Source organism: Ferruginibacter sp., from assembly GCF_031391665.1.
Taxonomy (GTDB): domain Bacteria; phylum Bacteroidota; class Bacteroidia; order Chitinophagales; family Chitinophagaceae; genus Ferruginibacter.
This window is the reverse complement of record NZ_JANMUN010000023.1, coordinates 56,798-81,494: the sequence shown is the minus strand read 5'-3', so window position 1 is coordinate 81,494 and position 24,697 is coordinate 56,798. Positions and strand designations below refer to the sequence as shown.

General features: G+C 36.8%; 19 protein-coding genes and 1 tRNA gene. 4 read left to right on the top strand and 16 right to left on the bottom strand.

Features of this window, described 5'->3' with window-relative positions; all coding sequences use genetic code 11:
* Positions 1 to 122: 122 nt before the first annotated feature.
* From ACY651_RS02160 to ACY651_RS02140, 5 genes are all read right to left on the bottom strand, one after another.
* Positions 123 to 920: a hypothetical protein gene (locus tag ACY651_RS02160; protein ID WP_462249248.1), complete on the bottom strand. Its 798-nt coding sequence runs from the start codon at positions 918 to 920 to the stop codon at positions 123 to 125.
* Positions 917 to 1,912, bottom strand: a complete 996-nt coding sequence (locus tag ACY651_RS02155; protein ID WP_462249246.1) for a polymorphic toxin type 23 domain-containing protein — start codon at positions 1,910 to 1,912, stop codon at positions 917 to 919. Before ACY651_RS02155 ends, ACY651_RS02160 begins: the two co-directional genes overlap by 4 nt.
* A 106-nt stretch (positions 1,913 to 2,018) precedes the next feature.
* Complete coding sequence (locus ACY651_RS02150) at positions 2,019 to 2,438, bottom strand: hypothetical protein (RefSeq protein ID WP_462249244.1); 420 nt, start codon at positions 2,436 to 2,438, stop codon at positions 2,019 to 2,021.
* A gap of 2 nt (positions 2,439 to 2,440) precedes the next feature.
* The gene (locus ACY651_RS02145) at positions 2,441 to 3,079 is read right to left on the bottom strand and encodes a hypothetical protein (RefSeq protein WP_462249242.1); all 639 of its coding nucleotides are present in this window, start codon (positions 3,077 to 3,079) and stop codon (positions 2,441 to 2,443) included.
* A gap of 334 nt (positions 3,080 to 3,413) precedes the next feature.
* Complete coding sequence (locus tag ACY651_RS02140; protein WP_462249240.1) at positions 3,414 to 4,127, bottom strand: endonuclease/exonuclease/phosphatase family protein; 714 nt, start codon at positions 4,125 to 4,127, stop codon at positions 3,414 to 3,416.
* Between the two features lie 217 nt (positions 4,128 to 4,344).
* On the opposite strand from ACY651_RS02140, the gene lepA reads away from it, so the two are divergent.
* The gene (gene lepA / locus ACY651_RS02135) at positions 4,345 to 6,135 is read left to right on the top strand and encodes a translation elongation factor 4 (protein WP_462249238.1); all 1,791 of its coding nucleotides are present in this window, start codon (positions 4,345 to 4,347) and stop codon (positions 6,133 to 6,135) included.
* Positions 6,136 to 6,440: 305 nt separating this feature from the next.
* Here the strand turns inward: lepA and ACY651_RS02130 are convergent, their stop codons facing one another.
* The 9 genes from ACY651_RS02130 to ACY651_RS02090 all read right to left on the bottom strand — a co-directional run bounded on the left by ACY651_RS02130 (position 6,441) and on the right by ACY651_RS02090 (position 14,903).
* Positions 6,441 to 7,454: a hypothetical protein gene (locus ACY651_RS02130; protein WP_462249236.1), complete on the bottom strand. Its 1,014-nt coding sequence runs from the start codon at positions 7,452 to 7,454 to the stop codon at positions 6,441 to 6,443.
* A 115-nt stretch (positions 7,455 to 7,569) separates the two neighbouring features.
* Positions 7,570 to 8,115, bottom strand: coding sequence for a D-glycero-alpha-D-manno-heptose-1,7-bisphosphate 7-phosphatase (locus ACY651_RS02125; RefSeq protein ID WP_462249234.1), 546 nt, complete (start codon positions 8,113 to 8,115; stop codon positions 7,570 to 7,572).
* 47 nt (positions 8,116 to 8,162) lie between these two features.
* Positions 8,163 to 8,948, bottom strand: coding sequence for a nucleotidyltransferase family protein (locus tag ACY651_RS02120; protein ID WP_462249232.1), 786 nt, complete (start codon positions 8,946 to 8,948; stop codon positions 8,163 to 8,165).
* A 23-nt stretch (positions 8,949 to 8,971) separates the two neighbouring features.
* On the bottom strand, positions 8,972 to 9,559 hold the full coding sequence (gmhA, locus tag ACY651_RS02115) for a D-sedoheptulose 7-phosphate isomerase (RefSeq protein WP_462249230.1): 588 nt from the start codon (positions 9,557 to 9,559) through the stop codon (positions 8,972 to 8,974).
* Positions 9,560 to 9,870: 311 nt separating this feature from the next.
* On the bottom strand, positions 9,871 to 10,893 hold the full coding sequence (locus tag ACY651_RS02110) for a GHMP family kinase ATP-binding protein (RefSeq protein WP_462249228.1): 1,023 nt from the start codon (positions 10,891 to 10,893) through the stop codon (positions 9,871 to 9,873).
* 27 nt (positions 10,894 to 10,920) lie between these two features.
* Positions 10,921 to 12,063 (bottom strand): glycosyltransferase, encoded by a 1,143-nt coding sequence (locus ACY651_RS02105; protein ID WP_462249226.1) that lies wholly within the window; start codon positions 12,061 to 12,063, stop codon positions 10,921 to 10,923.
* Positions 12,060 to 13,001 (bottom strand): glycosyltransferase family 2 protein, encoded by a 942-nt coding sequence (locus tag ACY651_RS02100; protein WP_462249224.1) that lies wholly within the window; start codon positions 12,999 to 13,001, stop codon positions 12,060 to 12,062. Before ACY651_RS02100 ends, ACY651_RS02105 begins: the two co-directional genes overlap by 4 nt.
* A 142-nt stretch (positions 13,002 to 13,143) precedes the next feature.
* Complete coding sequence (locus ACY651_RS02095; RefSeq protein ID WP_462249222.1) at positions 13,144 to 13,635, bottom strand: DUF4199 domain-containing protein; 492 nt, start codon at positions 13,633 to 13,635, stop codon at positions 13,144 to 13,146.
* A 2-nt stretch (positions 13,636 to 13,637) separates the two neighbouring features.
* Positions 13,638 to 14,903: a dihydroorotase gene (locus tag ACY651_RS02090; RefSeq protein ID WP_462249220.1), complete on the bottom strand. Its 1,266-nt coding sequence runs from the start codon at positions 14,901 to 14,903 to the stop codon at positions 13,638 to 13,640.
* A gap of 102 nt (positions 14,904 to 15,005) precedes the next feature.
* On the opposite strand from ACY651_RS02090, the gene ACY651_RS02085 reads away from it, so the two are divergent.
* Positions 15,006 to 15,079: transfer RNA gene (locus ACY651_RS02085), tRNA-Pro, on the top strand.
* A gap of 294 nt (positions 15,080 to 15,373) precedes the next feature.
* On the opposite strand, the gene ACY651_RS02080 is transcribed toward ACY651_RS02085, so the two are convergent.
* Complete coding sequence (locus ACY651_RS02080) at positions 15,374 to 16,240, bottom strand: ThuA domain-containing protein (RefSeq protein WP_462249218.1); 867 nt, start codon at positions 16,238 to 16,240, stop codon at positions 15,374 to 15,376.
* A gap of 16 nt (positions 16,241 to 16,256) precedes the next feature.
* On the bottom strand, positions 16,257 to 19,190 hold the full coding sequence (locus tag ACY651_RS02075; RefSeq protein WP_462249216.1) for a ligand-binding sensor domain-containing protein: 2,934 nt from the start codon (positions 19,188 to 19,190) through the stop codon (positions 16,257 to 16,259).
* Positions 19,191 to 19,871: 681 nt separating this feature from the next.
* Between ACY651_RS02075 and ACY651_RS02070 the strand changes: the two genes are divergently transcribed.
* Positions 19,872 to 23,015 (top strand): SusC/RagA family TonB-linked outer membrane protein, encoded by a 3,144-nt coding sequence (locus tag ACY651_RS02070; RefSeq protein WP_462249214.1) that lies wholly within the window; start codon positions 19,872 to 19,874, stop codon positions 23,013 to 23,015.
* Positions 23,016 to 23,028: 13 nt separating this feature from the next.
* Positions 23,029 to 24,684 carry a RagB/SusD family nutrient uptake outer membrane protein gene (locus ACY651_RS02065; protein WP_462249212.1) on the top strand — a complete coding sequence of 552 codons (1,656 nt, stop codon included), beginning with the start codon at positions 23,029 to 23,031 and terminating at the stop codon, positions 24,682 to 24,684.
* The last annotated feature ends 13 nt before the right edge of the window (positions 24,685 to 24,697 follow it).

Here is a 24,697-nt window from a genome sequence, read left to right as displayed (position 1 = left end):
CAGGAATTAACTGAAATATGCAATGTTGTAAACACAATACTCACTTAACAATTTTTACTGATAAGTTTTAAATATTGGTTATGGGAATTAGAATTGATAACATTTACAATTCTCCATTCACCTTATTGAAAAGGGACATTTACCATTCGGTTATTTCCAAAACTAATGGTGGAATCTTTATATTTTTTTGGCAGGCGTTTATTAAACCTGAAATAGATACTGTATTTACCGCCATCATTTCGGTAATAAATAATACTGTCTTTACTAAAACGTTCATCGGGCTTTCTCCCCAGTTTTTTCTTTTCAAGTTTGCGTTCCTTATCCATATTTCTAAAAGCAATTTTATAATTGACTAATTTTATAAAACTTGCTTTACGGCTCAGTGCTTCATCTACTAAATATACGTTTGCATCGCCGTTAATCCGTTCTATCACTTCATATACGTGTAAAACACTATCGTCTTCTATTGTATATTTCCAGGTATCACTGTGTTTGGTATTTGCAAAAACAATTTCGTTGTCGTTACCTGTTTTTTTTCCAAAGCGAAAAGTGCTGAAATCGTAAGCATTTAAATATTGCCTCGGCAGATATTTCCTTTTTTTTGCATAGTAGCTCAAATATTTATCGGGTATGGTGGCAATATATACTGCCCTGCCACTTTGTTGTGAGAATAATAAATATTCTATTTCAATTAATTTATCTGAAGTACTAAAAATTTCATTATTATTTTTAACCGATTTATCACCGGGGTTGGTGGTATCTAAAAAAACTTCCCTTATGTACAAATGATAGCTGCTGTCTAATTTCCATTGCTGCATATCCGCAGGTACACCTTTGCGAAATACAGAAGTAATGCTGTATTTTCTTGCACAGGAAAAAAATAACAGTAAGGCAAATAATATGACAATTATTTTTTTCATTTTAAACCAATAATTGTTTGCGATTGATAATAAGTACCGCTAAAAGCACCATGTTCTTTATAGGGTACAATATGGTACGAATTAAATATTGACCAGTGTATTAAATGCTGTACATCCCATTTTGTTTTGTTGTACAGCTTATAATTTACACCATACCCTTTTACCGGGTTGGCAACATTTAGTGTGAACATACTTTTATTATAAAAACGCTGCTCCTCTTTTTTATAATTTACATAAGCAAAATCAAACTGATTGCTGGCCTCAAAAGAGTTTTGTGTGTAGCCGGTAAATTTATGATAACTTAATTCTACCAAATTAACGGCGGTATAAGGTTTGCCATGATAACTGAATAATACACTGCCGGTGTAATACCTGTCTCTTCTGTCGCCGAGATAAATATTAGAGAACGGTACCCCTCCATCATTTGAATAAGAAATTTGAAAACGGGAAAAATGAAAATTTACAAAACCGGTACGCTGAAATTTTTTATCTCCATCGGTATTAAAAATAAAATTAGTACCGATAGAAAAAGAATAGGCAAAAGGGTTTTTTAATGCAGGCAAACCAAAGTCGGCAAAATAATAGAGCGGTACATTACGGTTTATAAAAAGATGCAACCGGTTTTGCTGCAAAAAATCTTTTACGCCGGCAGTAAGGGTGAGTGCGGTAACAAAATCTAAGTTTACACCTTTTAGCCCTGGTTTTATTTTGCCGGGTTTACTGCTGCCCAGACCATTGTTGTACAGTTGCAGCTCTCCATTAATTGTGGGGTAAATATTATTATCAATAAATGATGAACCAATACCTCCGGCAAGTGCCAGCCTTACATGTGGTGCCTGTGTATTTTTTACTGTGCTAACCTCAAGTTGCGCCTTTACCGAAAATCCATACTGCAAGCCATTGCTGTTGTTTTTTACTTGCAGTTTTCCCTGTGCATAGTTTACAGTTATTGTAAAACAAAAAATAAAAGTATGCAGCAGTTTACCCGGCATATAAAATATTATCCCGTAATATTAATAAATTGAAGGCGGTTTTGCAATACTGCAAATGGGGAATTTATTTACTTGAAAATGAGATGTTGTAAAACTTTGCCCGCTTTTATCTTACCGGTGGGTCAACTTCAAAATCGGGCAAATTAATGGTGCCCTTGAAATTTGTTTTAATAGTAAATGAATAATAACCTCCATAATATGTGCATATTTTTATCAGGTAAATTCCCTGTGTTACATTGGTAAAATAATAATATCCTCCTTTATCAGAAATGGTTACCTTATAATTTTTAGCTGAGCACAACATCTTTTCATCGCATGAAGCAGTATATGCACTAGCATTTTTTACCACAGATGTATTGGCGGCAGTTTTTGGTATAAGATAAATTCTAAGGTCGGCGCCTGTTTTACTTTTTTTACTCCCCAGATCGTAATACAATTTACCCCTTATAATGCCGGTTGCACTTTTTTGTGCTGCTGCTGCCAAAAAAAAGAATAAGACTGCAATTGATAAAATAATCTTTTTCATATTCATTGATTTGGCGTTGAAAATGAATCAACTACTAAAATATTTTTGCTGTTTTCCTCATCGGGTGCTATTACTTTTACAAGTCTAACTGCCGAATCGTACGTTAAAATTTTTCCTGCATAATCGTAATTCCAATAACCGTTCTTTTGCCCTTTTTTTACATCTGGAGAAAGCAGGTATTTAATATCAATATCAGAAGTGCGGAGGTCGGCAGCATCTCTTGAACTGAAAGCCGTAAAACTTATGGAAGGAAAATTATAATACTCGCTGTTTACTTCTACCGGAATATGAAATTCAAAAATGCCGTTATCAATATCTGCAGGTGGCGTTATAGAAACATCGGGTTTATTTTTTCTTTTACTCAGAGGAAACCCATTTTCATCGTACACCATTGCTTTAACAGTCCACACTTCATACCGGTCGGGCTTTTCAAAAATCATTTGTTTTACTAAAAGAAAGCATCCAATAAATAAAAGGAAATAGCCTGCAAAAGCACCGGCCATATCTACTTTTAAACCTTTAAAAGGGCCGCTTACTGCAATTAAATTACCGGGCAAATTTTTATACAAAATAAAAGCAGGCAGTATGGGCAGCAATATCCATAATGAAAAAATGAGAATTTTATAATATTGATGATCCATAACCGGTTGATTTAAAATAAATCTTATGGCTCAAATAAAGGGAAGCAATCAAACGTACAACAACAAAAAATAAATTCAAATACCCTAAAGTGGTAATTTTTTATTGCTGCATGTGTGGATTTGCAATGCTGCAATTTTATGGCGGAGGATTTGAAGCATCTCAAATGAAAATTTCCCTCTGTCCGGGTTCATGTCTTAACGAACCATTTTTCTGTTACAAATAATTTCGCATTTGCAATTCAGCAACAGTGGTAAAAATTGTGAATTCATAAAAATCGAAGATGGTTCGTGAATACACGAGCCTCGGCTGTGGCTGCAGGATGACGTCCTGAGCTTAAACTTTAAAGGACACAATCAACGGACTATGGTCACTGTGTTTTGCCCAATCTTCATGTGTTCCAATTTCTACAGCGTCTATTTTTTTTAAAAGATTGGCGGAGGCAAAACAATAATCAAGATGGTATGGTTTGTTAAGATGCCGGTACAAAAAAAATGTTGGGTGTGCTTCGGCGCCTTGTGCAATATTAAGATGCGAATGATAAGTGCTGAAAATATTCAACGCCGATAATTGCTCTACTACCATGGAGTGATTGGTTTTACGTTTTAGTTTATCCCAAAAAACATTGCTGTTAAAGTCGCCTGCAAGAATTACATTTTTTGATTTGAGTAAACGTTGGTAATGGTTGACGGCTTTCCAAACCTGGCCTATGTAATTATAATCTTTATCCAAAGGGTTGTAAGCCCAAATAGCAAAGAGCGTAAAACTAAATGCCCCGTTTGTTACTGCTACCGGTAAAATAAATTTTATATCGGGGTTATGAACTTTTAATAATTTAAGTTTATAATTACTGTAAGAGAAAATACCAATGCCTTTGTTTTGATTGGTGCCGTACCATAAAATGCTTTTGGGAGCCGGGGTATCTTTATTAAATTTTAATTTATCGGGATGCTCACATTCCGGAACAATCAAAATATCTGGCTGATGCTTTAAAATAAAACCGGCTTTTTTTCTGTAAGCCATATTGCAGTTCCAGGTGATAATTTTCAATTATAGTTTTTTTATTTTTCTTACTGAAGTATTTTCTTCAACAAAACATAATTAAAGTTCCCCAATGGTATGCCGCACAAGGGAGTGACACAACGATGATGACCAAAGCCTTAATGCCCGTAACCCAAAAAAATCCACCAAAATCAACTACCTTCGCCCCCTAAAAAAATGCGGTGAGGTATATGCTGGCCGCTAACAGCTCAAAGCTTATAGATACATGAAGAACATCAGAAATTTTTGCATTATTGCCCATATTGACCACGGAAAAAGTACCCTTGCCGACCGTTTGTTAGAATTTACACACACCATTGGCGAACGTGATATGCAGGCCCAGGTGCTGGATGATATGGACCTGGAAAGGGAAAAAGGTATTACTATTAAAAGCCACGCCATTCAAATTAATTATAACTGGAAGGGAGTGGAGTATGTGTTTAATTTAATTGATACTCCGGGCCATGTGGATTTTAGTTACGAAGTAAGCCGTGCCCTTGCCGCATGCGAAGGCGCACTGCTTTTGGTAGATGCCAGCCAGGGCATTCAGGCCCAGACTATCAGCAACTTGTACCTTGCAATTGAAAATAATTTAGAGATAATACCCGTGATCAATAAAATTGATATGGACGGGGCGATGATACCGGAAGTTACCGATCAGATTGTTGAATTAATTGGATGCAAACCCGAAGAAATTTTATTAGCCAGCGGTAAAAGCGGTATAGGTATTGAAGAAATTTTAACCGCTATTATTGAACGTATTCCTGCACCCAAAGGCGATATTACTGCACCGCTGCAGGCCTTAATTTTCGACAGTGTGTACAATTCTTTCAGAGGAATAATTGTTTACTACAGAATTTTTAATGGCACATTAAAGAAGAACGATAAAATTAAATTTAGCAATACCGGTTTAGAATATGGTGCCGATGAAGTAGGTATTTTAAAATTGGGCATGGAGCCAAAAAGCGAAGTAAGAGCAGGAGATGTTGGCTATATTATTACAGGTATAAAAGTGGCTAAAGAAGTAAAAGTGGGTGATACTATTACCACCACTGTAAATGGTGCTACTGAATCTATAAAAGGTTTTCAGGATGTGAAGCCAATGGTTTTTGCCGGAATTTTTCCAGTAGAAACGGATGCTTTTGAAGAGCTACGTGATTGCATGGATAAATTGCAACTGAACGATGCATCTTTAACTTTTGAATTAGAAACTTCGCAGGCATTAGGCTTTGGTTTCCGCTGCGGATTTTTAGGCATGCTGCACATGGAAATTATCCAGGAACGTTTGGAAAGGGAGTTTAACCAAACTGTAATTACCACTGTACCCAACGTAAGTTTTATTGCTACCACCAATAAAGGCGAAGTGATAACGGTTAATAACCCTACCGAAATGCCCGACCCTACACGTATCGATCATATTGACGAGCCGTTTATTAAAGCACAAATAATTACCAAGCCCGAATACATTGGCAACATTATGACGTTGTGCATTACCAAACGTGGCATATTAACGCACCAGAGTTATTTAACGCAATCACGGGTGGAGCTTAGTTTTGAAATGCCACTTACCGAAATTGTTTTTGATTTTTACGATAAACTAAAAAGTATAACAAGAGGCTACGCTTCTTTCGATTATCACCCCATAGAATACAGGCCGAGTGATATTGTAAAGATGGATATTTTACTGAACAACGAAAAAGTAGATGCCTTAAGTGCATTGATACACCGTGGCCGGGCACACGAATTTGGCCGCAAGCTCTGCGAAAAATTGAAAGAGTTATTACCCCGTCAGCAATTTCAAATTGCTATACAGGCTGCCATTGGCGCCAAAGTAGTTGCAAGGGAAAACATTAGCGCCATGCGTAAAGATGTAACTGCAAAATGTTATGGTGGCGATATAAGCCGTAAGCGCAAACTGTTAGAAAAACAAAAAGAAGGTAAAAAAAGAATGAAGCAGATCGGTAATGTGGAAGTGCCGCAGGAAGCGTTTTTGGCGGTGCTGAAGCTGAATGATTAGGCTTATAAATTTGACCAGCCGATTATGGAGAAGTTAAATATTCAACACTCAATATTCAATGTTCAATTTTCAATGAAATACAAGCGCATTTAATTTGTTACTGCGTTTATTTATGGGACTGAAAGTTTTAATCCTATGCATTTTCATTGAGTATTGATTGTTGAGCATTGAATATTGAATATTTTTTTGAGCCGGGCATTAGAACTTCTGCTCACCATCGTTGTGTCACTCACTTGTACCGCATACCTTTATTGAGCTTTGCCCAAACATTTTAATAAAAAAGCGAATTTTAAAGCTGCGCAAGCTTATCCCTTTCCTTTTTTCTTTTTGGGAACTGCTTTTGGTTTTGGGGCTGGTTTAATTTTTTCTTCCGCAGGTTTTACCTCTTCACCTTCGGCATCTTTTAATTTGGTTTCATCCAAATTTCCGTTGGGGTCACGGATGGGTGTGGGTACAGGCGCCTGGCCCAGTGGAGTTACCTGGTTAAATATTTTTTCTACATGTATCCATTTACCATTTTTCCATTTAAAGCCTTCGTAATCGCCATCACCCACTAATGTCCATTTTTTATTAGGCTCATTACTTTCCGAAACTAAATGCTCTACCACAATCATATCCATTTCTGCATCGTAATTTAATTTAGGGCCGTAAGTTTTTTTATATTCCATTATGTAACGGCCAATGGAAGTTTTAAAAACAGAATCTTCTTCAAAACTAAAATAACGGCCGCCAAACGTTGGGCCGCCATTATTAAAATGTAAGACCTCAATTATTTTTTTGTTGCTGCGGATATTATTTTCATCGTAACCTATAAGTGTATAATAATTTTGATTGGCACTTTTCTTTTGAATGATATTATAATACACTGCACCAATCCAGCCAAAGTTATTGCCAACAGTATCCACCAAATTTATGGTGACATCACTTTTATCAATAAGGGGATAAAGTTTTAAAGAACCATCATAAGTACGCATTTGTATAGCACCATGCTGGCGTATAACATTATCGTTGATCATCATTTGCCAGGTGAATATTTTAAACGTACTGTCTGGCGCATATAATTTAGAAATGGTTTCCAGCGAATCGAAAGGGTAGTAGAAGGAGCCGGGGATTTTTAATGCCCTTACTAAAACCCGGGTAAACATACTGTCGGCATCAAAACGGTCTTTAGCGTTTATGCCCTGTATTAACTTAACGGAATATTTTTTTAAGGAGTCTTCTCTTTGCTTTAAAATTTTTGCATCAGCTTTTGTAAGCTGCTGTGCAAACGAAAAATTAAAAATTGTAATTAGTGCCAGTAAGGTTACCAGTTGCTTCATGCGTAAAATTAGTTAATCATTTAACAATTGAAGTGTAAAATTATTGTATGTAAATTAATTTTAACTAAAACTTAGGAAGGGTTACCACCGATGTGACAGATTTCACAGAAAAAAATTATAGATCTAAGGCAAAAGCAATTAAAGATGGATATACAGCATCGATGTGTTCATCACTGGTATCCACATTCGGTCTTGTGGTTGTAAGGAAAACAGTTTTAATATCCAGGTTGCGGCCAAACTGCATATCGCTTAAAGTATTACCCACCATTATGGCTTTGCTTAAATCAATATCGGCAAAATCTTTTACGGCCTGCAGGCCCATGCCGGGGTTTGGCTTACGGTTATCGCTTTCCAAATCCGGACAAAAATATACTGCATCAATTTTACCACCCACGGCTTCAACATCAGCAATCATATTTTTATGGATAATTTCAACATCTTCTATTTTGGTTACACCTTTACCAATACCCCGTTGATTAGTAACAATTATAACCCTGTTGAATTTTTGAGTGAAGATTTGAATGGCTACTTTAGCGCCATCGTAAAATTTAAATTCATCCCACGTGTGTATGTAGTCGAGGTATTTTTCGTGGTTGATAACACCATCACGGTCTAAAAATAAGGTCCAGGTTTTATCTATTTCGTTTAAATTAATTGCCACTAAGTATATTTTTATAAAATGAATTAAGGATAAATGATAATTGTATTTTAATCCAGCAGTGTAAACAATCCTTCAAAAAATACTTCGCCAATAAAATTGTTTGTGCCAGGGGATCCTTTAATTTTTTTATGAAATTGTATTAATTTATAATCATCAATAAACTTATTATAATCCTCAGGTATTCCAATGTCGATAAAATAATTGTCGCAGGGCAGGCCGCAGAAAGTTATGCGGCCGGTATTCTTTTCTAAAAAATCGTTTTCAAAAGAAAATACTTCCGGTAAATTTTCGCTTAAAAATGCAGTTACATTTAAAGCATAAATTCCTCCATTTATAAAACCCTTTTCACAAAATTGTTTTTCTTTAAATTGCTGTAAAGTAAAGTTGGTATCTATTTCAACTGCACCATAGCGGTTAAAATGTTTCATTTCTTTTAATGCAATGGTAACGTTTGCATCTTTCATTTTATGTACTCCCGTAAAGTCATTAATATTTATAGTAAATAGTGTATCGCCATTTACAACGAGTACATCTGTGCCTTTTACTTTGCTGCAGGCCAGTTTTACAGCGCCACCGGTACCCAATGGCTTACCTTCTACTACATATTCAACATCAATATTTGTAAAAGTTTTATTAATGTATTCAATTACAATTTCGCTTTTATAGCCCAGTGAAAAAATGAATCTTTCTACACCTTCTTTTTTTAAATAAGAAATTACAAAGTTAATAAAGGGAATACCATTTACCGGCGCCATACATTTGGGTACATCAGCAACAACGCTTTGTAACCTTGTACCCAAACCGCCTGCTAAAATAATTGCTTCTGTTACCATCAGAGTGTTTGTTAGTTCCCCTTTTAGGGGGCGGAGGGGGTAAAATATTTTTCTTCCACCATTTCGCAAATAATGTGACCCAGCAAAATATGGCTTTCCTGTATACGTGGTGTATCAAAGGAAGGCACGTTTAATAAATAATCTGACATGGATTTCATCACGCCACCACTCTCGCCGGTGAAGCCAATTGTGATTATACCTTTTTCTTTTGCTGTTTCAAATGCAGCAACAATATTTTTGCTGTTACCAGAAGTTGAGAGACCAACCAGTACATCGCCTTTGTTGCCAATGCCTTTTACCAGGCGGCTGTAAATAACATCGTAACTGTAATCGTTAGCCACCGCTGTTAGGTAAGAGGTATTACAATGCAATGCTTCTGCCGGTAATGCATCCCTGTCTTTATAAAACCTGCCGCTGAATTCGGCTGCTAAATGCTGTGCATCGGAAGCGCTGCCACCATTGCCGCAAAACAATACTTTGTTACCGTTTTTAAAAGCCGTAACCATTACATTAACGCAATCGTTTACTGTGTTTATTATTTCACCATTAAGTAGAAGCTGCTGTTTTACTTTAATAGATGCTTCAATTATATTTTTTATTTTATCAGTCATATTTTTTATAAAAAATGATTAGTAAATGGTCTGTAAAGTTCAGCAAAGGTATGTAGTAAAAGAGTGCGATGCTTCGTTCCTCAGCATAAACTCCACGATGATGAGCAGAATTACTAAAGTTGGCACAAAAAATATTCAATAATCAACTCTCAATAATCAATACTCAATGGAAATGCATAGTATAAAAACTTTTGGCTTCATTAGAGATATTGTAATGAATTAAATGCTGCTGCATTTTATTGAAATTTGAACATTAAATATTGATCATTGAGTATTTAATTCCTCCATAATAGTTTCCCTGCAAAAAAATCTTACACACTCCAGGTTGTTAATCCATAATCAACAAAAGAATATTTTTTTACTTCGCCGCCAAAAGTTTTTAATACTTCAATAACATTATGGCGGGTGTTGCCGGGGCAATAAAAAATCATGAAGCCGCCACCGCCTGCACCGCTTATTTTTCCGCCGGTTGCACCTGCTTTTTTTGCTGCGGCGTAAATAGTTTCCATCGCATCGTTGCTGATGTTACTGGCCATTAAAGTTTTTTGTTTAAAACCATAATCTAATATTTCTCCCATTTCATCCAGGCGACCTTTCAGCAATGCCTCCTTCATCATATTGGCCTGCGTTTTTAACTGGTGCATGGCTTCAATACTTTTTTTATTTTTTTTATTTACATTGTTTACCTGCTCTGTAATAATGGTGGCACCGTCTCTGGTGGTTTGGGTATAGTATAACACTAAATTATTTTCGAGCTCATGCAAATGCTGCGGTTTAATACGCAATGGATTTACAATTACTTTATCGTCTTTAGAAAATTCCATAAAATTTACGCCACCAAATGTTGCTGCATACTGGTCTTGTTTGCCACCTGCCAATTGCAGATCATCTCTTTCAATGGCATAAGCATATTGTGCAGTTTCGTATTCGGTTAAAAATATTTTAAGCATCTCTTTAAAAGCGCCTAATATGGCTACCACTAAAGTTGATGAAGTGCCAAGGCCCGAGCCAGCAGGCGCATCTACAAAAGTGGTTAACCTGAAACCGCCTGTTGGTAAATCATAATCTTTTTGAATGCGGTTATAAACACCTTTCAATAAATTTAATTTTCCATCAAGCTGCAATTCTTTTTCAAAGTCGAGGCTTTGTGCTTCGTTGCGGTCGATGGCCTGTAAAATAATTTTATTTTCTTTTAAAATTTCTATTGTTGCGTAAGCCGATAATGATATGGTGGCATTTAATATGGCGCCACCAAACAGATCGCTGTAAGGGCTAACATCGGTACCGCCACCGGCCAGGCCAATACGAAGTGGAGCTTTGCTTCTGAATATCATCGGGCTAATTATTTTATGTAAGTTACTTTACAATTTAGCAAGCTCAAGTATTGTGCCTGTTAATTTTGTCCAGCTTAATTTTTTCTTTTCCTCAATAAGATGAGGCAAAAAATAATTTTCGCCTTTATTAAAATATTCAATTATTTTTTCTGCAATTGATGCTGCGTTAGGTTCGGCAACTAAGCCCACTTTATTATCGGGTACCAATGAAGGCAGGCCGCCAACATTGGTAACGATCATAGGAATTTCAAAATGATAGGCGAGGGGAGTAACGCCGCTTTGTGTTGCATTGCGGTAAGGTTGTACCACCACATCGGCAGCACATAAATAATATTTTACTTCGCTGTCGGTAATAAAACTCGTGTGTAAAATCAGGTTGTCTTTAATGCCTAGTGCTTCAATTTGGTCATCGTAGGGTTTTCTGTCGCCGTAAAATTCACCGGCAATTAACAGTTTGCCCCCATCCACTAAAGGGGAGTTGTGCGAAGATTTCAATATTTTAATTGCATCCAATAAAATATCAAGCCCTTTATATTTTCTTATAAAGCCGAAGAACAGCATTATCTTTTCATCCATGCCAATACCTAATTTATTTCTTGCTTCTTCTTTAGATATTTTTTCACCAAAATTATCATACAATGGATGCGTAACTAATGCTGCAGGTTTTTTATTATCAAATATTTTTAAATCCTCCATCACCTTTTCGCTCATGGTAATAAAAGCATCTACAGGCTTTACAAAGTATTTGGTAAAAGGTTTATCTCCAAAACGTTTTTCGTGCGGAGCAATATTATCTGCAATACATATTACTTTACTGTGGTTATTTTTTTTGGCAATGCGTAAAATTGTTCCCAGGCATGGTCCCATTAAAGGCAACCAGTATCGTACAACAATGATATCGGCATTTTCTTTTTTAATTAGATTGCCCACTTTAATCCAGTTGAGTGGATTGACAGAGTTAATGCAAACTTTAATATTTAAATCGGTTGGAGCAGGTTCGGTAGAGTATTGCGATGTGCCGGGGAAAATAAATGATGGATATTGTAAAGAAAAAGTATAAATGATAGATTCATGTCCTTCCTGCATAAACTGCCTGGCAAGCCTTTCATTAAAAGTTGCCATACCGCCGCCACGTAACGGATGCGCCGGGCCAATAATGATGATCTTCATAACCCAACTTTTTCTTCAATTAAATAGCTGTTTCTTTCAGAAGAGTTTCTTGCGATGAGCTCACCAATAAATCCTGCTAAAAATAATTGTACACCAATGATCATAGCCAGTATTGCAAAGAAAAAGAGCGGCCTTTGCGTCATGCCGGTTTTATCTAAAAAAAATTTTGAAATGGTAAGGTAAACAAAAACCGTTAAGCCAAATAAGAATGCCAAGGTGCCCCACAGCCCAAAAAAATGCATGGGCCTTTTACCAAACTTGCCCACAAAAGTTATAGAAAATAAATCGAGAAAGCCATTTACAAAACGCTCCCATCCAAATTTGGTTACACCATATTTTCTGGCACGGTGCTCTACAACTTTTTCTCCAATTTTTCTAAAGCCTGCCCATTTTGCCAGTACGGGAATATAACGGTGCATTTCGCCATACACTTCAATACTTTTTACCACTTTCTTTTTATAAGCTTTTAATCCGCAATTAAAATCGTGTAATTTAATACCCGAACTTTGCCTTGCTGCTGCATTAAATAATTTTGAAGGAATATTTTTAGTCAGCGTATTATCGTAACGTTTTTTCTTCCATCCGCTTACAATATCAAAACCATCTTCAATAATCATTTTACGCAACTCCGGAATTTCATCAGGGCTATCCTGCATATCGGCATCCATTGTAATTATTACATCGCCTTGCGCTGCTTTAAAGCCTTCGTTAAGTGCAGCACTTTTTCCATAGTTACGCTGAAATTTTATCCCTTTTATATTTGCGTTTACGCTGCGGAGTTGCTCCACTACATTCCACGATTCATCCGTGCTGCCATCATCAACCAAAATAATTTCGTAACTGTAATTATTGGCATGCATCACTTTTTCAATCCAGGCACAAAGCTCCGGTAAAGATTCGTCTTCGTTAAAAAGTGGTATTACAATTGATAAATCCATCCCCTATCCCCTAAAGGGCATTTATTATGTTATAAAATTCTTTTTGAACCCAGCAATATTTCTTAACTCATCTTCATTGGCGTCGCACTCTTGTACTGCTGTTCTTTATTCAACGCCTTCAATGCAAATCATCTTTTAAAAATCAACTTTTCTTTTGTGAAGTTATAAAAGCTGAAGCAATTAAAGTTACCAGGGCCCCAATTGCAAGGTATGAAAATACAGCTCCCATTACTAAACTTGGAAAAAACGCTTTTTTTGCAAACGCAATTTTATTTTCAATATCAAGTGGTGTAATGTCTTTTTGTTTTTTTAGTTCCTCCGTCATCAGGGTAACCATCTGTTCCTTTAATTCTGGATGAAGCAAAAGAAATACTACTGTAAACACCACCATGAGCAACGCTATTACAATAAAACATTTAAAACCTTCTGCAAAATATTGTTTAAATGTGGCGGTATTACCGGTTGCGGTTCTAAACGAAAATAAAGTCCATAAAATACCGGCAACATAAGTGGCATAGGTTATATATTGTAAGTTGTTCTCAAAATTTTTCTTGGCCAGGTAAATGCTCACTGAAATAATGATCATTATAATACCCGTTATTAATCCCTTATTTCTTGCCGAAATATTTTTCATATTCAATTCAATTCAATTTTTCCTTTATTAATAATGCCAATTACTTTTCCTTTTAATTTTTTGCCAATAAAAGGCGTGTTTTTCGATTTTGATTTTATCATCTTTTCCTCAAAAATATATTCTTCATCTGCATTAAATATTGTAAGACATGCAGCAGCGCCTTCTTTTATTTCAGGTATTTCTATTCCAAATATTTTACGTGGATTGATAGTCAGCATCTCAACTAATGCAGCAATTGACCATCCACTATTCACCATTGACCCCAACACACCAAACAAACTTTCTAATCCAATCATGCCTTCTTTAGCATATTCAAACTCACAAGTTTTACTATCCCAGTTTTGCGGAAAATGATGCGACGCTATGCAATCCACCGTTCCATCTGCAACAGCCTTTAATAAAGCCTGCCTGTCTGCTGCAGTTCTTAATGGCGGAGTAACTTTTAAATTGGTATCGTATTGCTGTATATCGGTATCGGTAAAAAATAAATGATAAGGCGTTACCGAGCAGCTAACATGCAGCCCTCCATCTTTTGCTCTTTTAATATACTCTACACTTTTTGCAGAAGATACACCGGTAAAATGCAATTTACTGTCCGCATATCTTGCCAGTTTAATATCTCTTGCCACTAATAATTCTTCGGCAATAGTTGGTTTGCCCGGCAAACCTAAACGGGTAGAAATTATTCCTTCATTCATCAATCCGTTTGTGCCAATACTTTTATCATCCGGAATTTGTATTACCGTACCATCAAAACTTTTTACATATTGCAATGCTTTTAGCATTATGCCCGAAGATTGTATTGAATTAACGCCATCCCCAAATCCTGCAGCACCGGATTGGTGCATGTCGTACATTTCAGCCAGATCTTTTCCCTCAGCATTTTTAGTAACTGCACCAATCGGATGAATATTTACAGCCAATGATTTTGATTTTTGAATAATATATTCCACCTGCGATTTACTGTGCACCACCGGGTTGGTATTGGGTATTACCATCACATCGGTAAAACCGCCTGCAGCCGCAGCTTTAGCACCAGTTTCTAAGGTTTCTTTATATTCAAAACCAGGGTCGGCAAAGTTGGAAAAAATATCCATCCATCCAATACTAATGCATATACCCGGCTGTTCAATTTGCTGGTCGGCTTTTTCGCTGATAGCATCGCCGATGGCAGTAATTATACCGTTGGTTATTAAAATATCTTTAGTTTGCCCGTTAAAAGGAGAGGAGGAAGAAATTATTTTAGCTTGCTTTATTAAAACCTTCATGCAGTAAAAAGTTGCGCTAAGATAAGATAAGTTGAACTTTTTAAAGTTGAAATTTTCAATTACTTTTGCCCTCCGGTAAAATCAGCAATACCATTACTGTTTCGGGATGTAGCGCAGCCCGGTAGCGCACACGTCTGGGGGGCGTGGGGTCGCAAGTTCGAATCTTGTCATCCCGACTTGACAGGACAAATTGGAATTATTCTGGTTTGTCCTGTTTTTATTTTCGCTAAAACCTATGCTCATACAATATATCAGCCGCACAGATTCATTGATACGAATAGTTCGAACTGCAAATCCGTCAAAAGTCAATTCCCCAGGGAAATACCAAATTTATTATGCCGTTTTTTTATACCTGCATCACTATTAAAAGCAACCTTAAATTTTGTTTTAATTTTCATTAGTGTTCATTATAAGATAGATACTGTACACCACAAACAGCAAAACCAACAAAGCCGTTCGGTGAAAAATAATTATCTTTTTTTGTTTCTGCTTCCCAACCATAATAAACCATCAATAATTAATTTATTCTGAAGCGTATTGCTAAAAGTAAAAGATAATGTGGTATTGGTGCGGTGTTCATAATCTATATCGTTATGTCCCATGTTTACATAAAGCATTTTGTAATCTTTATTGGTCCATACAACAGGGTAATATCCGCTATGCCAAATTTCGTAAGGTTTTGGCCCGGTACCCAATGGAAAACTGGAAGTGTCGATGGATAACAATATTTTAATGTCAGGATTTTTTCGCAGGTCGTTTTTCCATTTGTACCATTCGTTAGGTGCAGATGAAAAGGTATCAGGCAGATATTTTGTGGCAGGGAATTTTTTATCCTCCACTCGTAAAATTGCTGATGTTGGCCGCCAGGTATTGCTGGAATATTCTCCAGAGCCTAAAAAATCATTATGGTACCAGTTCCAGTTTTGCTGATAAGAAGAAGGCGTTAATGCAAATGCCGAAAAATGAAATCCTAGCCATGCGCCACCATCTTTCATGTATTTTTCAAAAGCTATTCTTTGTATGGAATCCTGCGGCCTGGTATCTAAAAAAATAACTACCTGGTATTGCGAAAGAAATGCAGTGTTAAGGTTGTTCCAATTGGAGGTAGAGTCATAAATGAAATGATATTGCTTTGCCATTGCAGGAAACCAGTTATTGGCTTCATGCACAAAACTAATATGCGCCTGGTCGTTTTGAGCTGTGTAAAATGCAATAACTTTAAATGGAACCGGGCCTTTTTTTTGTTGTGCATGTACAATCTGCATCCAGTAAAAGAAAGTGATACAAAATATAATGGCTTGTAGTATTTTTTTCTTTTTCCTTTCTGTAATAGTCATATACTAATGATATTATTTACTGATTATTTCCTATCGAAAATAGCAGATCAAACAAAGTGTTTTCGGCAGACAAATCGAATTTTTTTCTAATTCTGTACCTGCTGGTTTCTACACCACGGATGGAAATATTCATGAGTTGAGCAATTTCTTTACTGGTTAAATTAAGCCGCAGGTAAGCACAAAGTTTTAATTCGGAAGATGTGAGAGCAGGGTAATTTTTTTTGAGTGTGGTTAAAAAGTTGGTATGCACTTCGTCAAAATGTACTGCAAACTGGTCCCAGTCGTTACTTATCTCCAGTTCTTTGTTAATAATGGAAATTACTTTTTTAAATTCTTTTGATTCCTTACCCGCCTCCGAATTATTTTTAAGTACAATAAGTTCATCTTTTATCTTAGATAACAGTTCACTTTTTTGTACCAGGCTCATGGCGTTGGTGGCCAGTTCCGAATTTTTATTTTCTATTTGTGTTTGCAGGTTTTCATTCTTTAATTTAATGATCTCTTTTTCATTCTGTTCTATTTCAAGCTGGTGCTGGTATTGCAGGTCTCTTTGTTCTTCCACGTGTTTTTGTTGCTGTATTTTTAGTTTTTCTTTTTGTTGCGCTAAAAATTTTCGTTGCTGCTGCTTATACCATAAATACACTCCGGCTGCAAACAACAAAACATAAATAACATAAGCCCACCAGGCTTGATACCAGGGCGGCAACACATGAAATGTATAAGTGCTTACAGCAGATTCGTTAGCCGTTCCGTTTCTGCATTTAATTAAAAAACTGTAAGTGCCTGCAGGCAGGTTGGTATAATCTTTTTCTGTTTTTTTTAACCAGTCCGACCATTCTTGATCAAAGCCTTTTAAAAAATAGCTGAACTCAATATTGGCCTGCTGCCCGTATAATGTAGAGGAATATTCAAAATGAAAAGAGTTACTGCTGTAAGCGATGCCGGGTATTTTGGATGCTTCCTGTTTTATGTTATTTACGTTGCCAAAATAACCACCAAAAAGCAAGCTGTCCTGTTTCCCAATAGCCAGTACGGTGGAAATATGCACTGCAATGGTTTTGTTTACATTGCTTTTGTATTTGTCAAAATTAATATGGTAAAAACCTTTTTCTCCGCCAATAATTGTATTTTTTGTGTCTATCGGGTTAATGTGTTCAAAGCCACTTACCAAATGATTGTATAGCTCCGGAATAAAAAAAACTTTAGGTGTTGATGCCGACATATCTATCACGCCAACACTGGCACGGCTTACAAACCAAATATTTCCACCGGGTGCTTCTTTTAAATAACTGATGGGAATGTTTTTTAAAATACCACTAAAAAATTTCGACACTTCAAAAGAATCTGTTTTGGCATTGTATTCATAAACTCCTTTTTCGGTGGTGAGCATAATATTATTTCTGATCTTATACAAAAAATTATGGTTGATGCCGAGCGGTGCATTATTGGGCGTGTATTGTTTTATTTTTATTTCATTGTTATTGTTCCATTGTAATTTATACAAGCCCTTGTAAGGATGTCCCACCCAAACGGTTTTATCATCATTAGCTACTTCTAAAAATCTTGAGGATTCCAGCAACCTGTTAGAGTCGATATTTTTTAAAACTTTATCCTGGTATTTAAAAAAACTAATGCCCCTGTAATTACCTGCCACAATAATTGGGCTGGGAGGGATGTTGGAAATGGGTTTGAATGTCCAGAAGCCTGTCCAGTTGCTTAATAATTTTGCGGTATTATTTTCTATGGAGAAACCACCTTCGTGATGGCCCATTAATAATTGGCCATTCAATTCTGTAAGGCTCCACACCTGGCCACCGGTATTGGATACCGGTTCAAAGGCACTGTTTTCAAAACTAAGATCGGAGATTTTATGTAATGGATTTTTAAAAAGCCCGTTGGAGCTGCCCAGGTATAAAGCATCTTTATAAATAATAGAGGTATATCCCGAACCATTATTTTGTATTTCGGGATAAATATGTTTAATGGCACTATTGTATGCAATAAAATCAATCCCATTATCCAGGCATAGCCACAGGTTATTGCTTCTGTCGGCAAAAATATTATATACATTACTGTTTTGTAATCCTTCCCTTATTGAAAAATGATTAATGATCGTTCCTTTTTTATCAATGATAAAGCAGCCGTTTAATCTTGTAGCAATTGCAATACGGCCATTATCAATAATGCAGGCACCAAATACCAGCTTATCTGTAATCGCAGAAAGATCGGTTGATAAAAATTGACTTAACTGGTTGTTGCCAGTAAGAATATACAAACCGTTTTTTACGGTAATAATAAGTGAGCTGTCTTTTCCAATAGGGATGAATGCACTTACATAAAACTCTGGCGGAAATTTAGCGGCTTCAATCAGTGGTTCCCATTTGCCATTTTTAAAAGCAAATAATCCATTCTTTCTGTCTTGTGCCAGTAACAGGTTATTGCTCACGCCTAAAAAGCGCCATTGCGATAATGGCTTGTGTATAATAAAACTGTTATTCCTGTATTGGAGTATTTTTACATCCGACCGAAAAAAAATATCACCTCCATAACTTACTACGTCCCATATCTCACTCAGCGATTGTTCGCTTTCCGGCAATAATTTTTTTAAGGACTGATAAACCAGCTTACCGTTTTCGGTTGGTGCAAAAAAACCAATATCATCCTGGGCACCAACGTATATATTATTATCCTTTCCAATTTCCACACAGCGCATTCTTGTTTTAGTAGGCATTTTAAATGTCTTCCAGTAGTAACCATCAAAAGTTAACAGGCCATCATTATTGGCAAAATACAGAATGCCATTTTTATCCTGCTTTACATCCCAGCTTTGGGTGCCAGCATTATACAGCTGTTTGGGATAATTAATAATGTCGGGTATTCCCATTGCGTTTTGAGAAAAGCCAACAACATGGATAAGTAAAAAGAATAAGATGGAAAGAAAAATTCTCATATCAGCAATCTTACAAAAAACATTAAACAGCAATTTAGAACAATTTTAAATAAGCCATAAAGAGGTTTAGCCTGCGTGGTTAATTTTACAGCATTGTAGTAGTGTTGGCGTATAATTGAAGTAGTGAAATACTGTTTTTTTACACTTTCACAATGAGTTGCTTACTCATTTATACTGTTATTCTTTTAAGATTAATACTGCACTGTTTAAATAATAGCAGTAATAAAGTAATGAAGCCATTGTTATAATTGAAGTACTCAATACAATATATAACATTAGTACAACCTTATACTTTACCCAAATAAGGTAACGCAACAATCTTTAAATACTGCAAAGTACCTTTCAAATCAATCTGACGTAAGCTCATTTTATTTTAACTGATTGAAATTCAATAACTATAATTTTTTATGTAGAGTTTTTGGCGTAGCTCTTTATTAGGAAACAGCCTTAATAATGGCGCAATTTTGTGTAACGAATTTAAACTTGCTGCTATTATGAACAAAAAACTAATACCCCGCTTTAAAGTTTGCATGCTATGCAAAACAGTTTTTAAATACGATCTGTTTGCTGCTTCTCCTTAACCAGTTTATTTTTTTTATGATATGAGATTGTGATCTCATCATCCCGTAAACTGTGTTCTAATAATAAATTAAAAATTTCTAACCTGCTAAAAAATGCTGTATGAGAGTTTCAACAAATTTTAATGTCCGAAAATTTTACTGCGGAAAATGGCTGTTGTCATTTTCTCTATTGCTTATTTTTCAATGCACGAGTTCACTTCTGTCTGCTCAATTAAAAAAAGTAGAAGGTACTGTAACTGATTCAACAGGCAAGCCACTTGAAAGGGTTAGTGTGATAGTAAGTAATTCTAAAAACGGGGGTACCACTAACAATAAAGGCTATTATTCCATAATGGCCGAACAAGGTGCTGTACTTACTTTTTCTTTTACGGGATATAATAGTAAGACTGAAGTAGTTGGTTCCGGCACTGTTATTAATATTTGGCTCACTTCAACTTCACAAACAATTGATGCAGTAGTAGTGGTGGGGTATGGTACCCAAAGAAAAGTAAATCTTACCGGTGCTGTAGCACAAGTAAGTGGAAAAGAGCTTACAAATCGTCCGGTACCAAATGTAACGGGTGCTTTGCAGGGCGTTTTACCTGGCGTTACAGTACTAAGAGGTAGTGGAAAGCCGGGAGCAGAAGGCTATGGTATACGAATCCGTGGATTTAGTACTACCGTTACCAGCAATGCCAGTGCCCTTGTGCTTGTTGATGGAATTGAACAGGATATTAACCTGCTTGATCCCAGTGATGTTGAATCCATATCTGTATTGAAGGATGCTTCTGCCTCTGCCATCTATGGAGCAAGGGCGGCTGCCGGTGTTATATTGGTTACTACCAAAGAGGGCTCAACTGGTAAAACAAGAATTAGCATCAATAGTTATTATGGAATAAATATTACTGCCAGGCAACCTGAAAGGCTTGATTCATGGGATGAACAGACACTGATTGATGAGGCCCGTTTTAATGCTACTGGTGCACGGGAATTTAGTGCTGAGCAGATCGAATGGTTGAAAAATCCCAATTTTTCTTATCGTCCAAATCCAACGGCCGACCGTTGGGAATATTATGGTAATAATAACTGGTTAAAAGAGGGGATGGATAAGATAAATCACCAGCAAAACCATTCTCTGTCTATAAGTGGTGGCGAGCAAAAATTAAACTATCTCATTTCCGGTAGTTATTATAAAAGAGATGGTGTATTACGGTATGGCCCGGATGATAATTCCAGGTATAATTTCAAGGCTAATGTAAATGCTGAGTTGAATAAATTTATCAGCCTTAAATTTACTACAGGATACATAGGTTCATTTACCCGGGAAAATTCTTACGGTACCGAACAGATCATCAACAGACTGTACCGCAGCCGCACCCGCCAGTCGTTATATGTACCGGCAGAAGATGTAACCGGACAAAAATTTAATGGCGACCTGCAGGTAAACGCAGTAGATATTGAACAAAATGCCGGGATGGAAACACGTGACTACGAAACCTTTACTACCAAACTTAATTTTCAGATAAAGAATGTTATTAAAGGGCTTACGCTGGATGTAATTGGCTGGAGAAATCAGAACAATTACAATATGGAGAACAACAGCAGAACACTTTTCTGGTATGGCCGTAGTGTGAATACTGTTCGTTTCAGCATTAATACACCCAATACCATGTCGCTGATAAAAAATAAAGCTTATCAGAATAATCTTCAGGGCTATCTTACCTATAATTATAAAATAAAGAATCATTCGTTCACCATGTTACAAGGTGGATCGTATGAAGAATACAGGAAAGATGAAGTAGCTGCTACTGGTCAAAGCATGATCAATAACGATTTCTTTACCCTGAATTTTTCGGATCCGCTTACAAAAACAAGCAGGGATCTTGTACAAACCTGGGCAATTGCATCGGCATTCGGACGCTTTAATTATAATTTTAAAGGCAGGTATTTATTAGAAGCATCTTACCGCTACGATGGTAGTTCGAGGCTGGTACCAACAGACCGCTGGCGTCTGTTTCCTTCTTTTTCTTCAGGCTGGAGGATAAGCGAAGAACCATTTATGGATAACTTCAGGTTTATTGATAATTTAAAAGTAAGAGGTTCATGGGGTAAATTGGGTAACAGTGATGCATTGGGATTGTATGATTACCTGCCACTTTTAGCAAGCGGCCTTACCAGCACCAATAATCTTGTATTAAACGGCTCACGTACACAATATATTTATCAGTCTATCATGGCTTCGCCTGATCTTACCTGGGAAACAGTAGGTCAGTCAAATATCGGTATCGACCTGGGTGTACTTGGAAACAGGCTTAATATTACAGCCGATTATTATCAAAAGATCACAACAGATTTACTCTCCAGGCCAAACCTTCCCAATATCATTGGCGTAACACCGGGGTTTATCAATTTAGGTAAACTAAAAAGCTGGGGTACCGAATTGGATTTTAAATGGAAGGATAAGATGGGTAAACTGGATTATCATGTTGGATTCAATATATCAGACAATCAGAATAAACTGCTGGCTTATGATAGAAGGCGTTCTATTGGTACCGGTGGTGTAGTAGGATTGATGGAAGGGTATGCAATGAATAGTGTGTGGGGATATAAAACAGATGGATTTTTTCAAACCGATGCAGAAGCTACTGCTTATAAAGCAAAAGTGGCTTATCCATTTTTTGCCAACCCCAAAGCCGGGGATGTAAAATACCTTGATCTGAATGGCGATGGTAAAATTGATCCCGGTGCCGGTACACCTGATAACCCCGGTGACCTGGTTTATCTTGGTACAACCAACGCTCGTTACACTTACGGTTTCAACATTGGAGCATTGTGGAAAGGTTTTGATTTCTCAGTATTTTTCCAGGGTGCATTGAAAAGAAGTTTCTTAATTAGTGAGGAAACACTTTCTCCAATGCTGGGCACAGCTGATATGCCATGGACAATTCACATGGATCGCTGGACACCTGAAAATCCTAATGCATTTTTTCCAAGGATGTATCAAACCAGTGCACATAATTACAGACCATCAGACAGGTGGACACAAAACGGAAGTTATATACGCCTGAAGAATATCCAGCTCGGTTATTCTATTCCTGTGAATAAAAAATATTTCAGGGAGTTAAAGGTTTATGTTTCTGGCCAGGATCTTTGGGAGAGCACTAAAGTACTGAGTGTATTCGACCCTGAGGTTAGTAATAATATAGGTGCAACTGCATATCCTTTCTACCGCAGTGTTGCATTTGGTATCAATATTTCACTTTAATCAATTCTGAAAAATGAAAAAGTTTAAACAATTATCAATATATATATTTATCGGAGGTCTTTTACTAACGGGTTGTAAAATTGACCGTTTACCTGAAACAGAAATTACAGATCCTAATTTCTGGAATACAGAAACCGACCTGATGAATGCGGCTAACCGTCTTTACCAGCAATTACCCGGCGACTGGATTGATAACAGGGCAGAAGATGCTGTAAATACAGCCCCCAATGTGGTAAGTACCGGCACAAGATCGGCACCTAATACCAGTGGAGATTGGAGCGATCGTTACAGCGAAATATTTACTGCCAATAATATTTTAGAAAAAGGCTTAAATGCAAAGGTTAGCGATGTTGTAAGAAACCGGTATTTTGCTGAAGCAAGATTCTTCAGAGCATACTCTTACTTTAAGCTGCTTAAAATTTATGGTGATGTACCCTTATTATTAAAAACGCTGTTGGTTAATTCTCCCGAATTAACCATGGCCCGTACTCCAAGAGCGCAAGTGGTGCAGCAGATCTACGATGACCTTGACTTTGCTGCTTTATGGTTGCCCACAAGAGCCGCATTAACTGCGGCACAATTTGGAAGAGTAACAAAAAGTGCAGCATGGGCATTAAAGGCCAGGGTTGGATTGTATGAAGGTACAAGAGGAAAATTTCATGGCACTGTTGCTAATTGGCAAAGCCACCTGAACATTGCTGTTGCGGCAGCAACAAGTGTAATGGCCGAAGGGCATGTACTGTTTTCCAATTACGGTAATTTATTTACACAGGCTGGAGAAGGCCCAACAAATACAGAAAATATTTTGGTGAAGATTTATGGAGTAAGCAATGCCAATCTTTTATTGGGACATAATCATTCCAGGAATTTAGAGAATGGCCAGTTGGCACCTACACGTAACTTACTGAGGCAATATTTGTACAGCGATGGGTTGCCTGCATTTAATGTTGATGGTACAACAGCTTCTGCTACACGATCTCCATTATTTGTACCCGAAGCAAATGAAACAAGTTATAATACCATACTTGACAACAGGGATCCCCGTGTCAGCTTCTCTTATTTCAGAGCAGGAGAAGTAGCTTACCAGGGGCCATGGATACCAAAAACTTCTTTGGGTATAAGAACAGCTATTGCACCTAAAAAAGGATTCAGTACAGTTGACCAGGCAATTACTAACGCTGCAACCACAGACAGAATGCTGATTCGTTATGCCGAAATATTACTGATTTATGCTGAAGCAAAGTATGAATTAAATGGTGCCATAAGTGATGCAGACCTTAACATTACTGTTAACGCATTAAGAACAAGAGTTGGTTTTGCACCAAAGCTCACCAATGCATTTGTTACAGCAAATAATCTCGACATGCGTGAAGAGATCAGGCGTGAACGATCAGCAGAGCTGGGTATGGAAGGATTCAGGTACGATGACCTTATAAGATGGAAAGTGGCCGAAACTGTATTGCCAAAAGAACTTCTTGGGGCAAAGTTTATTACAGCCGAATGGGTGGGTACGATGCAAAGCAGCCTGAATCTTAATGCTGATAAAATACTGATAGTAGAACCAGCCTCCACGAGAACTTTCAGGATAGACAGGGATTACCTGTATCCGGTTCCAATCAATGAAATTTCGTTGAGTGGCGGAAACGTAATTCAAAATCCTAACTGGTAATAACATTTAAATT

Coding starts and splice junctions, on each gene's coding strand:
- ACY651_RS02160 (WP_462249248.1), bottom strand. CDS start 920: ATGAAAAAAATAATTGTCATATTATTTGCCTTACTGTTATTTTTTTCC.
- ACY651_RS02155 (WP_462249246.1), bottom strand. CDS start 1,912: ATGCCGGGTAAACTGCTGCATACTTTTATTTTTTGTTTTACAATAACT.
- ACY651_RS02150 (WP_462249244.1), bottom strand. CDS start 2,438: ATGAAAAAGATTATTTTATCAATTGCAGTCTTATTCTTTTTTTTGGCA.
- ACY651_RS02145 (WP_462249242.1), bottom strand. CDS start 3,079: ATGGATCATCAATATTATAAAATTCTCATTTTTTCATTATGGATATTG.
- lepA (WP_462249238.1), top strand. CDS start 4,345: ATGAAGAACATCAGAAATTTTTGCATTATTGCCCATATTGACCACGGA.
- ACY651_RS02130 (WP_462249236.1), bottom strand. CDS start 7,454: ATGAAGCAACTGGTAACCTTACTGGCACTAATTACAATTTTTAATTTT.
- ACY651_RS02120 (WP_462249232.1), bottom strand. CDS start 8,948: ATGGTAACAGAAGCAATTATTTTAGCAGGCGGTTTGGGTACAAGGTTA.
- gmhA (WP_462249230.1), bottom strand. CDS start 9,559: ATGACTGATAAAATAAAAAATATAATTGAAGCATCTATTAAAGTAAAA.
- ACY651_RS02110 (WP_462249228.1), bottom strand. CDS start 10,893: ATGATATTCAGAAGCAAAGCTCCACTTCGTATTGGCCTGGCCGGTGGC.
- ACY651_RS02105 (WP_462249226.1), bottom strand. CDS start 12,063: ATGAAGATCATCATTATTGGCCCGGCGCATCCGTTACGTGGCGGCGGT.
- ACY651_RS02100 (WP_462249224.1), bottom strand. CDS start 13,001: ATGGATTTATCAATTGTAATACCACTTTTTAACGAAGACGAATCTTTA.
- ACY651_RS02095 (WP_462249222.1), bottom strand. CDS start 13,635: ATGAAAAATATTTCGGCAAGAAATAAGGGATTAATAACGGGTATTATA.
- ACY651_RS02090 (WP_462249220.1), bottom strand. CDS start 14,903: ATGAAGGTTTTAATAAAGCAAGCTAAAATAATTTCTTCCTCCTCTCCT.
- ACY651_RS02080 (WP_462249218.1), bottom strand. CDS start 16,240: ATGACTATTACAGAAAGGAAAAAGAAAAAAATACTACAAGCCATTATA.
- ACY651_RS02075 (WP_462249216.1), bottom strand. CDS start 19,190: ATGAGAATTTTTCTTTCCATCTTATTCTTTTTACTTATCCATGTTGTT.
- ACY651_RS02070 (WP_462249214.1), top strand. CDS start 19,872: ATGAGAGTTTCAACAAATTTTAATGTCCGAAAATTTTACTGCGGAAAA.
- ACY651_RS02065 (WP_462249212.1), top strand. CDS start 23,029: ATGAAAAAGTTTAAACAATTATCAATATATATATTTATCGGAGGTCTT.